A 14,324-nucleotide genomic window follows, 5' to 3' on the forward strand; every position below is an offset into this window, starting at 1 on the left:
TTCTTGTTGAGGCTGGTGGAGTTTATGTTTTGTCGGGCTTGCTAATTCCAGTTTTTAGAAACAAATGTCTATGCAACTTGTTCCTATTTTAGGTAGTTGTTGGATATATAAATCGCTAAAATTATGCAAGACCAAATTAGATTGTATATGTTTCAGACGGGGGTGCTGAAATGTAAAGAGAACAATATTAAGATGAATGCCTCCTTAGATCCTTATGAAATACCTGTCCCTTGGTATCTGATCACACATCCTAAAGGAAACTTAATCATTGACGGTGGTAATGCTGTGGAATGTGCACACGATCCTGTAGCCCATTGGCAGGGAATAACACAAGTTTATTGGCCCGTGATGGAAGAAAAGGACGGTTGCGTGAATACCATCAAGGCGCTAGGCTTAGACCTTTCCAGCATACGCTATGTGGCGCAGTCTCATTTACACCTTGATCATACTGGGGCAGTCGGCCGTTTTCCGAATGCTACTCATATTGTGCAACGCAAGGAGTATGAATATGCCTTTGCGCCCGATTGGTTTGCCGCAGGTGGGTATATCCGTAAGGATTTTGATAAGCCTAAGCTGAAATGGCAATTTATTGAGCTTGATCATAACGATACCTACGATATATATGGCGATGGTACCGTTTTGATGGTTCCGACGCCAGGCCATTCTCCGGGGCATTGTAGTTTCTTAATAAACCTGCCTAACTCGGGAAGTATCTTGCTCGCTATTGATGCTGCTTATACTACCGATCACTGGGAGGAAAAAGCACTGCCCGGATTCTTAGCCTCGACTGTAGATGCGGTACGCTCCGTGCAAAAGCTCCATGCCATAGCTGATAAGCATAGTGCTTTGGTCGTGACAGGCCATGACCCTATTAAATGGGGTACTTTTAAGAAAGGACCCAATGAATTTTATGACTAAGGTTTAAAATACGGAACATGATAAAAACGAAAGCGGCGGTGTTGCATCAGTCTGGTGGACATGCACGCCCATATACGACATCCAAACCCTTACATATCGAAGAAGTAACGCTGGATAAACCTGGAAAAGAAGAAGTGCTCGTGCAAATAAAAGCGGCAGGTTTGTGTCATTCCGACCTTTCCGTTATCGACGGAAACCGGCCAAGGCCTATGCCCATGGTTCTAGGCCATGAGGCAGCGGGTATCGTGGTAGAAGTAGGTGAGGATGTAACTACCTTTAAAGTAGGAGACCATGTTATATTTGCTTTCCTTCCTTCTTGCGGTCATTGTGTGTACTGCGCTTCTGGGCGTGCTGCACTCTGCGACCCTGGGGCTAAAGCCAATAATGAAGGGGTATTGCTGCGTGGCGAACGTAAAATAAAAAATAAAGATGGGGAGACCTACTATCACCACTTGGGGGTATCGGGTTTTGCTGAATATGCGGTGGCCTCTATCTATTCTCTGGTGAAAATAGACCCGAGCTATCCTTTTGAGATAGCTGCTCTTTTTGGTTGTGCCGTCATGACGGGAGTCGGTGCCGTGGTGCATACCGCAGCCGTTAAAGCTGGCGAATCGGTATTGGTAGTCGGTCTGGGCGGTGTAGGCCTATCCGCTATATTAGGCGCACGTGCTGCAGGAGCATCGCAAATTATTGCGGCCGATGTGAGCGCAAGCAAATTGGCGGTAGCCAAAGATTATGGGGCGACGAGCCTTATTGATTCCAGCGAAGCTGGTGCCTTAGATAGGTTAAAACAAGAGCTCACGACGGGAGGTGTCGACAAGTCTGTGGAGTTTGCTGGTGCGATGCCTGCTTTAGATTTCGCCTTTCAGGCAACACGGAAAGGAGGAGTGACCGTAACAGGAGCGCTGCCTCATCCGGATGCTCGCTTAAGCCTCAATCCTTTGCTGCTCGTGGGGCAGGAGAAAACATTGAAGGGCTGCTACCTCGGAAGCTGCGTGCCTACGATAGATATCCCTAATTTTTTGGCACTCTACAAGTCGGGAAGACTTCCCGTCGACCAGTTGATTACGCATCGTTTACATTTAGAAGACATAAATGAAGGATTTGAACGCCTTGCCAATGGCGATGCTATTCGACAAGTAATTATATTTGATGAAAAATAAGATTAGACATGCAAAGCTATAAGGATTTAATATTTGGAGAATCGTTTGTGGATGGAAGTTGGCAGCATGCTAGCACACACAAATTGGAAGTTAAAAATCCGGTAGACCTATCGGTCATTGCGGAAATATATGATGAAGATCGTGCCTTTGTAGCTACGGCTATACAAGCAGCACATCATGCTTTCCCGGCATGGAAGGCTAAATCGGCAAAAGAACGAAGCGCCATTCTAATGGCTTGGTTCGACCTTATTATCCAGCATAAAGAGGAGTTGGCTACTATCATGACCCTCGAAAGCGGAAAGCCATTGGCCGAAAGCCGTGGCGAGGTTGATTATGGTGCTTCTTATATTCAATGGTTTGCTGAAGAGGCTAAGCGCAATTATGGAGATATCATTCCCGGTTATACGGCTGATAAGCGTGTCATGACGCTGAAAGAGCCTATAGGTGTAGTCGGAGCCATCACCCCTTGGAACTTCCCTTTAGCGATGATTACCCGTAAGGTGGCGCCAGCATTGGCAGTCGGCTGTACGGTGGTCATCCGCCCGAGTGAAGAAACTCCCTTGACAGCATTGGCGATAAATCACTTAGCACAGCTAGCTGGCTTTCCTGCTGGCGTGGTGAATACCTTAGTCGGGGCTAATGCCTCTGAGATGGGGAAGGAGCTATGCGAGAGTAAGCTAGTCGCTAAAATATCCTTTACAGGCTCCACCCGCGTGGGACAGATACTGATGGCACAATGTGCGCCTACACTCAAGAAGATGAGCCTAGAGCTCGGGGGAAATGCTCCTTTTATTGTCTTTGACGATGCCGATGTAGATCTAGCCGTGAAGGGTGCTTTAGCTGGAAAATTCCGCTTTGGCGGACAAACATGCGTTTGCGTAAACCGCATTCTTGTGCAAGATAAGATACATGACCTATTTGTGGAGAAATTCTCGGCGGCTGTTAAGGCTTTGAAAATGGGGAACGGATTGGAGGATGGCATAACTTTAGGGCCTTTAATCAATCCCGCGGCTATCGCGCGGATGAAATCCATGCTTACCGATGCGCAGGCTAAAGGTGGAAAGGTCATCCTCGGCGGACAAGCGAAAGAGCCTCAGTTTTTTGAGCCTACCATCGTGCTGGAAGCAACCTCCGATATGGAGTTTGCACATAACGAAATATTTGGCCCTATCGCGCCAATTTTCCGCTTTAAAACGGAAGAGGAAGCGATACAGCTAGCCAATGATACCATCTATGGCTTGGCGAGCTATTTCTATACCAATGATTTGAACCGCTCGTGGCGTGTGCGCGAACAGCTGGAATATGGAATTGTTGGAATTAATGAAGGCCTTATTTCTTCCGAGACTGTACCTTTTGGAGGCGTGAAATACTCGGGGCAGGGACGTGAAGGTTCTAAATATGGCTTGGATAGCTACGTAGACATTAAATACGTTTGCGTAGGTAATGTGCACTAGTAACTATCCAAGCTAGAGCAGTAAAAGCATCCCTTCGGGGATGTTTATGCTGGCTCTGAAGTTTTTAATACATTTCTGTATGTATACGTGAAGAAGATATGTCTTCTTGCGAAACGTCCTGGAGAGTCTGCATTCACCAATTTGATGTACTCATTTCTTGGAACGCCGAAATATTCATATTTACTACCATCTAAGAAAACAACTTCTAATACTTGTCCTTTCCAATCGAAATCTTGGATAGCCGAGTTTGCAATTGTTTCTTTGTAGATAGGTAATTGTTGTTCGATTACCTCAGGGCAGATACTAAGCAAGAAGTGGTAAGCCTCAATCATCTCCACACTTTTTTCTTCAGCTTCGATTCTTCCAGCTTCATCATTGACAAATTTATCCGGGTGGCATGATTTCATAATCGTGCGGTAAGTGGCCTTTAAGGTCTTGAGATCGGCTGATTTATCAACATTTAAAAGCTTTCTGTAGTCTGCTATTTTTTTCATAGCCGCAAAGGTAGGCATTACAAAGGGAAATCTACGAATTCTCTTGACTACGCTTGTCCTTTCTTAGCACTTTTACATATAGATTCTCCACTTTTTCGCGTGCCCAAGGGTTTTTGCGTAAAAAAGTTAAGGAAGATTTAACACTAGGGTTATCTGTAAAACAACGGATACGTATCTGCTCCCCCAAAGGAGCCCAGCCACCGTAATAATCTACGAGGTACTCAATAATGGTATCTAGTCTTTTTCCGTGTAAAGGGTTATTTGTTTGTTCTTCCATAGCCTAAAAGGGTAAAGTTAAGCAAAAAATAGAGAAGCTGATAAGCACAGTTCATCGAGTTACTCTTTTCAATATTTAATACTTTGTGAACCAATCTAAAACAGAAAATGACAAACATATCTGCCTAGAATTGGTTATATTGATGGAAACAGAAAAACAATAAAATATATGGGAACATATCCAGTAAAAGCATTTGGTACCGAAGCTGCAGATGCTGCACTTAAACTTTTAGAAATTGAACGTCGTACAGTGAAACCAAATGACGTAGCAATTGATATTCTATTTTGTGGCGTTTGTCACTCGGATTTGCATACAGCACGTAATGAATGGCACCACACGGTATATCCTAATGTACCGGGGCATGAGATTGTAGGACGCGTACGTGAGGTGGGTGCTGACGTAACCAAGTTTAAAGTAGGCGATTTAGCAGCCGTAGGCTGTATGGTGGATAGCTGCCGCGAATGTGAGCAGTGTAAGCAAGGAAGCGAGCAATATTGTGAAAAAGGAAATATACAAACGTATAATAGCCCTGATAAACACCTGAATAAACAAACATTTGGTGGCTACTCGGCAGCGATTGTGGTCGATGAAGACTTCGTGTTGCATGTGCCTAAAAACTTAGACCTTGCTGCTACAGCTCCTTTATTGTGTGCTGGCGTAACCACCTGGTCGCCCTTGAAACACTGGAAAGTAGGACCTGGCCAAAAAGTAGGTATCGTAGGTATCGGTGGTTTAGGACATATGGGTGTTAAGTTTGCTAAAGCGATGGGGGCTCATGTGGTCGTTATTACGACTTCTGCATCTAAAGTTGAAGATGCTAAACGTTTGGGGGCTGACGAGGTTATTCTGTCGACAGACGAATCACAAATGGCAGCAAACAGCAATACTTTGCATTTTATCTTAGACTGTGTTTCTGCACAGCACGACGTGAATGCTTATTTAAAGCTATTAAAGGTTGATGGTACTTTAGCCTTGGTTGGTGCTCCTGAGCATCCACTTCCTATCGCTCCGTTTAGCTTAATTCCAGCACGTAAGAATTTTGCAGGATCGACAATCGGTAGTATTGAAGAAACACAGGAAATGTTAGACTTCTGTGGTGAGCATAATATCACTTCAGATATCGAGCTTATTAATATGCAGGATATCAATACGGCTTATGATCGCTTGTTAAGTGGACAGGTGAAATACCGTTTTGTGATTGATATGGCTTCCTTAAAGAATTAAAAGGTTCGCCCTACTGATAAAATCCCCGGTATTTTAATTAAACACCGGGGATTTTTTTAGCCTTTAAAAATTTAGAACCGTAGACTTGCCGCAACAGTAGCCTGCCGTCCATTATAGCCCGGCATGAAAACATAGTTCCTTTTATGCGTCTGTAGCTTGTCTTCCACTAAGGGGAGAAGCCAGTATGCTATCTTCGTGCTTAGTATACCAATACCAGCACCCATCGCTACATCCGAAAACCAGTGTTTATCATTATACATGCGGAAGAAACCTGTACCCGCCGCCACCGCATAACCCGCCACACCGTACCATATCGACTGATCTTTATACTCTTGCCACATTAATTCAGCACCCACAAAAGCAGTGGCCGTATGCCCCGAAGGGAAAGAGTTATTGGCGCTACTATCGGGACGCCAAACGGTACCTGTATTTTTTATGGTGTATACTGTTGTCGCCATGATGGCATGGGCCACGGCTGCGGTAAACAAGCGCTGCTTGATGTTGTGTTTCGGTTGAACACCGAACGCTTCTAAGCCAAATGTCGCTGCGGTTCCGGCATATTGCGAAAAATCATCGGCCGTAAATTTACCACGGCTATGTTCGTTTATTTCAGTTTTAATTTGATGGTTTTGACCGATAAGGTAATGACTCTCTAAAGCTACGATGCCGTAAGTCATGAGTGCCGCAGGCACAATAAGCCCTTTATAGGGGACGCGCTTAAAAAAAGTAGGCCTCATGCTGTCTTTAGGCATGATACTGTCGGCTTGCGCCATGCTGCTAAGTGGTGCGATAAGCACCGAAAGCAGTAAAAATAGAGAGGATGCTAAATTCCGCATATGCCTTAAACCTATATTGCAATTGGGTAATACTGCGGTGAAGGTAGAAAAAAAGGAAGTACAACAAAATAGTACTGCGAAAAAAGAAGTGTTTTTAAGGTTTTTTAACGATAGCTTTCTTTAGGATTAGATTGAATAAGAGCGTCCTGAGTGCTAATTTCTTGTGCGTTTTGATCTACAAATAGAAACAACTTGGGAAGACTATCCGCTACAGGCACTTATCTATAGTCTACAGTTTGTTTCTTTTTACGCACCTCAACGATTGCCGGGTTTATAGCTAGCAAATCCTTTATAAAACTTGCCTTATCCTGTGGCGAAACAATGATACTATCAAACTTGTTGTAAATTATTTCTAAACGATCCATAGATAAGGCGGGCGAGCTCACGATATTCCTTGTCTCTTCAATCTTACGTATCGCTTGTATATGTATAGTTCTGTTGTATAAAAATCCTGATTTTATACGTAAAGCGTTGTCCTCAATGCTGTAGTAGGTTTGGCTGAAGGTGGGTACTACAATAATTAGACAGAATATAAAACTGAGAACCATAACAATATAGGAGGTGGTACTTAGCTGAGGTTTGAAAAGTAACGGGAAAACAGGCGCAAGGGTTGCCGCAATCATTATTAGTAATAAGAATAAGCTAATTTTAGAGCGATATACTTTTTTCATCTAGGGCGATTCTATAATGTTATTGGAGGCTATTTCTCAATAGCCTCCAATAACTAATATACCAATTATTTCCTAGAAAAACAAGGATATATGTAGGTTGCTCTGTAAACGATCTATTCCAGGAATAGAGGTCGCTTGAAAGGTATAGGCAGGCAATGTGCTACGCTTGGTATAGTCGACATCAAGACCTACTTTCCACGCTGCTTTTTTTAACTTTTGTTGCAGAAAGTTAATCGATCCACCAAAAGTATTAGCGGCAGAAGCCTGATACAGATAATCATGAAAGAGAATGGTTTCTGCAAAAATGCCCGCATTGTTTGCTCCTAAGGAGAATTTATCATCTAGCACAAAGCGGTGAGCCCAGCGTACCGCCACTTGTAAAGCTTGTTGTTCGTTTAAGACAATGGCTTTACCCAGCTCAACGCTTGGTTGCAAATGAGTGTAGCTAAGCTGACTCTTCACGCGTCCGTCTTTCTTCTCTTGGTAATTGTAGGCTACCTTTCCTGATAGGGTATAGCTGTTCAGCAGGTAGCTTCCTTTCGCTGATGCATACTCCGAACGGTATAGGTAGTTGGGTTTACCAATATCTTGACTCAGGTCAAGACCGTCCCAAACATTACCTTCCACTTGTACCGCAAAAGCATGTCTTGAATTTAGTCTTTTTGTCCATAAGGCATCAAAAGTATAACCATCCTTGGTGTAGGTGTTGAGCAGGGCATAGGTCTGCGGCGACTCCTCATAGCGTTTGAACTTTTGCACCTCATTTTTATAACCTGCATTGATGTAAAATCGCTGGTCTTCACTTTGCGCATAGGCTAGATGAAGACTCGCTCCATAGCGTTTGAAATCATCATTATAGTTGATGTCTTTTAGCTGATGTATTGCCGAACCAAAGCCATTCATGTACCAATTCACATAAAGCGGGTCGGAGGTATTCTTCATGTATTTATCATTCTTATAGGCGACTTGTACACGCTCACGCCCATAACCATAGCTACCTTGAAGGTGGTAGCTGAAACGGCCAAACTGATGACCCAAGGCCAAAGCCGTGTTCAACTGAAAGTCATTAATACGCCCTCGGGGATCATTGTTTGAAAAATGACTGCCCAAGCGGTAGTCAATAGACCAAGTTATCGGAAGCTTACCATCGGCAAAAGGATGCTGAATCGCGGCCTTCAAATTGTATAAGTCTCGCTCGTAATAGTTCTTGCGTAAAGAACCAAAGTAGATGGGAGCATCTGTATTGATGCCTGTCTGATGGCGTAAAGCAGTGCTATCTTCTTGCTGACGCAGGTACTCCATGCTACCCCAAAAATGAGTCTTGTTCCAGGTTGTTTTCCCTTCGGTATGCACCTGAATAGCTTTTATTTGGGATGCTCCTTGTGCTGGAATAAAGTTTCCTTTACTATAAAAAGTGCGGATTCCATTTTGGTTAAACCCGTTTTTCATCTCTTTCGCTATCCATACCGGATGCTGCTTAGCCATCGCATAGCCCAGCATCGCCACACTGTCGGCAGCGTAGTCGATAGGCGCTATGCTATCCATAGCAAGCTTAGTTTGGGCGGATAATCCCAAACTAAGACTGGTCAAAAATAATACAGGTATAAATCCTATGTGTGCTTTCATGCTTTTTTCTTGGATGTGCATACTGCTTAATCAGCGAAGCCTCGCGGATTAGCTTTGATCGAGATAAAGTCTTCCGTAGAGTTGTTGGTGTCTTTAAGAACTTTGCGACCATTTTCAGTATGTGATGTTTTGCGCATCACGGACTGCGAAGAGTAAGCGCCATCTTGCGCAAACGTAAAACCTGCATCTTGCGCTGTCCACAGTTTTTTCGGTAGTCTGCTGGCTGGTAAGTTCGGTTGTATTTCTACAGCATCCATCAGCCACGCATTAGGAAGTTGAACATAGCGCTTCGCAGTTGTACTAGGTGCAGCTAGCGTAGGTTCCGTATACTGTGCTAAAGCGCTAACCTCTGCTCTTGTTTTGCCCTTGAATATAGCAAAAGCATCACGCCCTGGGTTATCCAGAATCATGTCGCGTCCGTTGTACTCCAGAATCTCCAGATTGGGCACATTTGGATTGTCGATATCGGAAGCGAGTGGATTTACGCCTGGTAGTTTAGCATAGTACGTTTCAAAGTCTGCTTGGCTCAAATCAACCGTCAATGATGGATCTTTAATCGTTATTTCTTTGCCATCAGCACCGACGAAAGGCATTTTGTGGTTCAAGGCATTTTGTGCGATGATAATACTTGCGCCCGGCTGTACGGGGTAGGTTTTGCCATTACCTGGAATCATAAACAACTCCCTTACATAGGAGTAGTGTGTATTGGCTGTAGCAGCTAGATCGGCTGGCATTCCCTGCGATTTACTCCAATCGTATTGCTCGTTGGGTTGGAAATAGTATATTTTACTTGTTGTCGACTGGCGACCATACAGACGCGCCACATATAAACTATCGGCGTAAAGAACTTGGTCCGTATTGTTGTAAATTTCGATAAACTGATCACGGAATAAAGCACCTACTTTATTATCTGATCCAGCATAGTAGATTTGTTTAATGACAAAATCGCCCAAGGTGCCTGCGATAAGCTGTAGGTCTAAAATCTCACTCTTGTTTAACAGTCTATTTTTATAGGCAAAGTTGAAGGAAACTGCGGCACCGGGATCTTCACCGGTAAGCTTCAAGTATTCTTCACGCGAAAACGTAACACTCGCGCTAATGTCATAACTGCCTGGTGTTAAGTTGTTAATTTTAGTATTTGCATTTAAATCGGTAAGCGTAATCTTGGAGTTGTTTTGCAAATTCAGTAAAGTCAGCTTAATAGACGAGATGGGTAGTTTGCTGTCTACTTTTTTGTCGGAATAAGCGAGTTGTACTTGAATATCAAATGAGGAATCAAGGTCCGTGTTTTTACGACATGCTACCGTGCTTAATAGGAGCAGGCCTGCCATTGCGTATGTAGTTATTTTCATGATAATAATAGGGGTAATTAAAATTTGTAATTTATTTGGGCACCATAACTTGGTGATCCGTTTGGTACGAATACTTGTGAATTTTTAGCGTCGTAAATTCGTGGTTGGTAGTCAATAAAATTAAAGACATTCAACGAGATGCGTAGCTGCTTATTAAGCTCCTTCGCCAACGATAAGCTATAGTCTGCAATAAATCGGTTTTGAATGCTATTCTGCTTTGCAGCGTCTAGTACTCGTTGTTCATAAATCTCTGCATGCTTTGGATTATTCGGGTCAAAAGGATCAATAGTATGATAGTTGTAATCAACAGAATAATAGCCTACCGGAATGAGCTGATCTTTGATTCTTTTGCTATAGTTCATAAACTGGAAACCTGCCGTAAGTTCCACCACAAATTTTAACTTTGGAATATGGGTTGCTGTACCCACACGACCATTACTTAAGTAGCTGATGCTTTTTTCATTCGGAAACACCGCAATGTAAACATCGTCGGGGTTCGTTCTTTCGGAACCATAGGATACAAAGGTATTAGCAGAGGAGCGTGACTCACTACGTGTAATTCCGCCAGAAACATAGAAAGAGGTGTAGATAGCTTCTATTTTCGGTAGCCTATACATCAGCTCTAACCCCGAGTTTTTACTGTTTAAAACATTTGCCAAATCAGACACCGTAGTCATGTATTTACGATATCCTGTTTGTTCGACAATAGGTTTTTGACCGGGTACAGGGGTTGCTGTGTATTCTGGAAGGCCAAGAACGAGGTACCGTGTTAGATTGGAAATGCCATTGTTGCTGATCTTATGAAACACATTCATAGCGAGACTATGACCGCCTTTACGCCAGTAGCCGCTTAATTCTACCGTTTGCGTTTGTTGGCTTTTCAAATTACTATTGTCAGGATCATGACGAAGGGTGTAAATGCGCGAGGTACTTTGTGCGGCAAAACCGTTGTATGCATTCAATAAAACAAAATCACGGAATGATGGCCCTGGATAACGATGGCTCATTCCTGGTGCTTTGAATGCTAGACCATAAGCTACGCCGATACCGGCATTTTTACTGATGCGGTAGGAGATGTTTGTACGCGGCGAAAAGGAGTTATAGGTATTCTGTGTATCCCAACGTACACCTGCAGCAATATTCAAAGGACGCCCAAAGAGATTTACTGAAAAACGATCCTCCGCATAGACACCAATATTATAGATGGAGTGTAGCAGCGAGAAATCATAATAGCGCTCCCCAAACGTGCCTATCCCTTTGTTGGGACGCGATGGATCTGCCAATCGTCCTTTACCATTATTTATGGAGTAATTGACTGTAGAACCAATGTTTAAGTAGTGGGTAATGCCGCCAATATTCCAGCGGGCGTTGGTTTCCAAACGTCCCGATAGGTTTAAAGGTCTACCGTCGATATGCTCCACAGCAGTGTACTGTCCTTTTTCATAAATACCTTCTACAATGCCCGTACCCATGGTATCTGTGTACAACACAAAGGCATCATTATAATAATTTTCCCGATAGGTGACTTGATGCGCCGTGCTGACCGCCATGTTTAGGCCTACATTTTCAAAAAAGTTACTTTTAGGCTTATAGCTCAGTCGGCTGGAGGCATTAAAATTCCAACTACCAAAGTTGATAGCAGCATCTAAAGGGTCGTCTGGGTCGCGATTGACACGGTCCAACGTCTTGTTGTAGGTGGTCGATAGGGTATGCTTCCAGCGGTCTTCTTCCCCAAAGAGGGTCGTCCAAATTAAGGAACCATTTATAAGCTGGTATTGCTTGAGTTTATCGCGGTTGTCTGCGTAAGAGTTGGTGAAACTAACATCCGTATTGATGGCGCCCAGTTTTGGCGAAAGGATAAAACCCTTGGAAAAGCTGTAGTTGGTGGCATTATTACGTGATTGGACGCTTAGGTAAGCAGGCGATTTACCAGCTTGGCGTTCCACAATAATAGCACCATGCGACTGTTCACCATAACGTACGGGGGCAACACCCGAGATAACCTCTATACGTTCAATATTAGCCGTAGGGATTTGACGTAAGTCGATACCGCCAAAATTACTTTCTCCGCTATAGGCGTAGCCTGAAGCCGGTCTATTTCCGGGCAAGTTATACTTGCTTTCTGCTAAAGATACATTGGCACGCGCAAGACCATTCCAGGCTGGGTTTTGACTCTGCATATTGCCGTCGTTGCTCATCGCGATATCATCGACGATAATAGCAACCCCGAAAGAGTTGCTTAGTTCATTGACATTTCTCGAGCTACCGCTTGTTTTTTCAAATGCACCACGTAGGGTTACATTTTGTAGCTCCTGTAGCGATGGCGCTGCCATACGACGGTTGGGTAGTAGATTTAATAAATCATTTAAGCTTAAAGAAGGATAGCGTTCAATAAGGTCTCGGTCAATAATGTAAGAAGAGTTACTGCGTGCTTCGGTTTGTTTGGCTTGCACCGAGATCTCATCAAGTGCCAAACTTAAATCCTCCATATAGATGGGAGCCAGCTGATTACCTCCCGAAAGAATAAACTCACCTTCCACAGTTTTTTTGCCGATAAACGTGATACGCAATGGAACACGCTCAGGGCTCTTGCCCTCAAAATTGAGAGTAAATCGCCCTTCCTTGTCTGTCCGCAACTCCGAATTCGTAGAGATAATCTTTATATTGGCATAAGGTACCGGACGTTTTTCCTTGTCAAGAACAATACCTTGCACGCTTTTACTTTGAGCAAAACTGTTAAGCGGTGCTAAAGAACATAATGCGAGTGCCCAATAAAGGAAGTGGGAGCGGGGGTGGCTGCTGGATTTCAATCTATTTTAAATTAATCTAAATAAAGCACAAAGAAAGCAAAGAATGCTAAAACATGCAAATAATTTATAATTATTCTAAATAATTAGTCGTAATTTTGCCGCATAATTAGTTTGCATGAGAATTGGAGTTACTTTAGGTTTAATTGCTGTAGTCGTTGTGTCGCTTTCTTTTAAAGGATTGGAGTCCAATCCCGAACAAACAGGAGTCGATTCTTTGCGCGCTTGGTATCAACGACCTATACAAGAATGGCCTAAGCCGACGATAGACGCTGGTGTGCATTGGGAAGAGTTCAAGGCGCTACCCGCTGTGGATACCGGCTATTTTACGTTGATGGAAAAGCCTGATGTGAAGTTGGGAAAGAATTTGTTTTTCGACCCTATACTTTCAGGATCCAACCAAATATCCTGTAGCTCCTGCCATAATCCGCAAACTTCGTGGGCCGACAAGGTACAAGTGCCCGTAGGGCATGACCACCTAAACGGTACACGTAATAGTATTTCGTTGCTCAATGTGCATGCACGCAAAACCTTCTTTTGGGATGGTAGAGCAATGACACTTCAAGAGCAAGTGTTGGGGCCTATCGAAGCCCATAATGAAATGGCAATGGATGCTCAACAGCTCCCACAAAAACTCATGAAATACGCCGCATACCGTGCTTTATTTAAGGAGGCTTATGGTACCGATAAGATTACTTTTAAGCAGGTGGCTGATGCCTTAGCTGCTTTTCAGAATACCATAAGCAGCCGTAGAAGTCGCTTTGACCGCTTTGTGGATGGTGAATATAAATACTTATCTGACCAAGAAATTAAAGGACTCCACCTGTTTCGTACAAAAGCACGCTGCATGAACTGCCATTATGGGGAATATTTTACCGATGAGCAGTTCCATAATATTGGACTTACCTACTACAAACGTAAGTTTGAAGATTTAGGACGCTATCACGTTACCAAAAATCCAGATGATGTAGGTAAGTTTCGAACCCCTTCCTTGCGAGATATTATGAGTACAGGACCATGGATGCATAACGGCTTGTTCTGGGATATAACGGGCCTACTCAACATGTATAATAGCGGTATGCAGATGAATAGTGCTACAGCAGAACAGAAGGCCAAAGATCCGATGTATCCCGTGACCGACCCTTTGATGAAAGCCTTAAAGCTGAGTACTGAAGAGATCCAAGATATCGCCGCTTTCCTGCATGCTATTACAGCAACAGATTATAAGATGCGTAGACCCGATAAGCTACCTAGAGATTAACCCGCAGATTTAGCCAAAATATATAGCCAATTCTTTACGAGAATTGGCTTTTTTTATAAAGCCATTTAAGCCGATTTAAGCACTTCGTAAGCCTGCCACGAGCCCATTTTTCGCGCTATATTTTTCAGACGCTCTTCCTCGAATATGAAATTTATAGTTTGCTGTAGCCCTATTTTCCCCGAATTTAACGCTTAAAATATCCCTGTTTTCAGCCAATTATTCCCTGTATTATGCTGTTTTG

Annotated in this window: 12 protein-coding genes; 5 read left to right on the plus strand and 7 right to left on the minus strand. The window is 43.4% G+C overall.

All coding sequences use genetic code 11. The features are described 5' to 3' along the window. The first annotated feature begins 123 nt into the window (after positions 1-123). Genes attM through WH223_RS15525 form a run of 3 tightly spaced genes read left to right on the plus strand, consistent with a single transcriptional unit; the run spans position 124 to position 3,535 of the window. Positions 124-918, plus strand: coding sequence for an AttM family quorum-quenching N-acyl homoserine lactonase (gene attM / locus WH223_RS15515; protein WP_340048670.1), 795 nt, complete (start codon positions 124-126; stop codon positions 916-918). Positions 919-935: 17 nt separating this feature from the next. Beyond that, positions 936-2,081 carry a zinc-dependent alcohol dehydrogenase family protein gene (locus WH223_RS15520; RefSeq protein ID WP_340048671.1) on the plus strand — a complete coding sequence of 382 codons (1,146 nt, stop codon included), beginning with the start codon at positions 936-938 and terminating at the stop codon, positions 2,079-2,081. Positions 2,082-2,089: 8 nt separating this feature from the next. Continuing rightward, a complete protein-coding gene (locus WH223_RS15525) occupies positions 2,090-3,535 on the plus strand; it encodes an NAD-dependent succinate-semialdehyde dehydrogenase (protein ID WP_340048672.1) in 1,446 nt (481 codons plus the stop codon). A gap of 44 nt (positions 3,536-3,579) precedes the next feature. Here the strand turns inward: WH223_RS15525 and WH223_RS15530 are convergent, their stop codons facing one another. Both WH223_RS15530 and WH223_RS15535 read right to left on the minus strand, forming a co-directional pair. Further along, a complete protein-coding gene (locus WH223_RS15530; RefSeq protein ID WP_340048673.1) occupies positions 3,580-4,029 on the minus strand; it encodes a KTSC domain-containing protein in 450 nt (149 codons plus the stop codon). A 31-nt stretch (positions 4,030-4,060) separates the two neighbouring features. Beyond that, positions 4,061-4,306 carry a VF530 family protein gene (locus WH223_RS15535; protein ID WP_340048674.1) on the minus strand — a complete coding sequence of 82 codons (246 nt, stop codon included), beginning with the start codon at positions 4,304-4,306 and terminating at the stop codon, positions 4,061-4,063. 168 nt (positions 4,307-4,474) lie between these two features. Between WH223_RS15535 and WH223_RS15540 the strand changes: the two genes are divergently transcribed. Then, on the plus strand, positions 4,475-5,530 hold the full coding sequence (locus tag WH223_RS15540; protein ID WP_340048675.1) for an NAD(P)-dependent alcohol dehydrogenase: 1,056 nt from the start codon (positions 4,475-4,477) through the stop codon (positions 5,528-5,530). A gap of 71 nt (positions 5,531-5,601) precedes the next feature. Here the strand turns inward: WH223_RS15540 and WH223_RS15545 are convergent, their stop codons facing one another. The 5 genes from WH223_RS15545 to WH223_RS15565 all read right to left on the minus strand — a co-directional run bounded on the left by WH223_RS15545 (position 5,602) and on the right by WH223_RS15565 (position 12,729). Continuing rightward, on the minus strand, positions 5,602-6,366 hold the full coding sequence (locus WH223_RS15545) for a phosphatase PAP2 family protein (protein WP_340048677.1): 765 nt from the start codon (positions 6,364-6,366) through the stop codon (positions 5,602-5,604). A 218-nt stretch (positions 6,367-6,584) separates the two neighbouring features. Beyond that, on the minus strand, positions 6,585-7,037 hold the full coding sequence (locus tag WH223_RS15550; RefSeq protein ID WP_340048678.1) for a PH domain-containing protein: 453 nt from the start codon (positions 7,035-7,037) through the stop codon (positions 6,585-6,587). Positions 7,038-7,109: 72 nt separating this feature from the next. Continuing rightward, entirely contained in the window at positions 7,110-8,663 is a 1,554-nt protein-coding gene (locus WH223_RS15555) for a DUF6850 family outer membrane beta-barrel protein (RefSeq protein WP_340048679.1), read from the minus strand. A gap of 26 nt (positions 8,664-8,689) precedes the next feature. Next, positions 8,690-10,015, minus strand: a complete 1,326-nt coding sequence (locus WH223_RS15560; RefSeq protein WP_340048680.1) for a DUF4876 domain-containing protein — start codon at positions 10,013-10,015, stop codon at positions 8,690-8,692. 17 nt (positions 10,016-10,032) lie between these two features. Beyond that, on the minus strand, positions 10,033-12,729 hold the full coding sequence (locus WH223_RS15565; protein ID WP_340048681.1) for a TonB-dependent receptor: 2,697 nt from the start codon (positions 12,727-12,729) through the stop codon (positions 10,033-10,035). A 211-nt stretch (positions 12,730-12,940) separates the two neighbouring features. Between WH223_RS15565 and WH223_RS15570 the strand changes: the two genes are divergently transcribed. Next, a complete protein-coding gene (locus tag WH223_RS15570; protein WP_340048682.1) occupies positions 12,941-14,083 on the plus strand; it encodes a cytochrome-c peroxidase in 1,143 nt (380 codons plus the stop codon). Positions 14,084-14,324 lie beyond the last annotated feature (241 nt).

It is taken from the genome of Sphingobacterium sp. MYb382 (genome assembly GCF_037572665.1).
Lineage (GTDB): Bacteria > Bacteroidota > Bacteroidia > Sphingobacteriales > Sphingobacteriaceae > Sphingobacterium.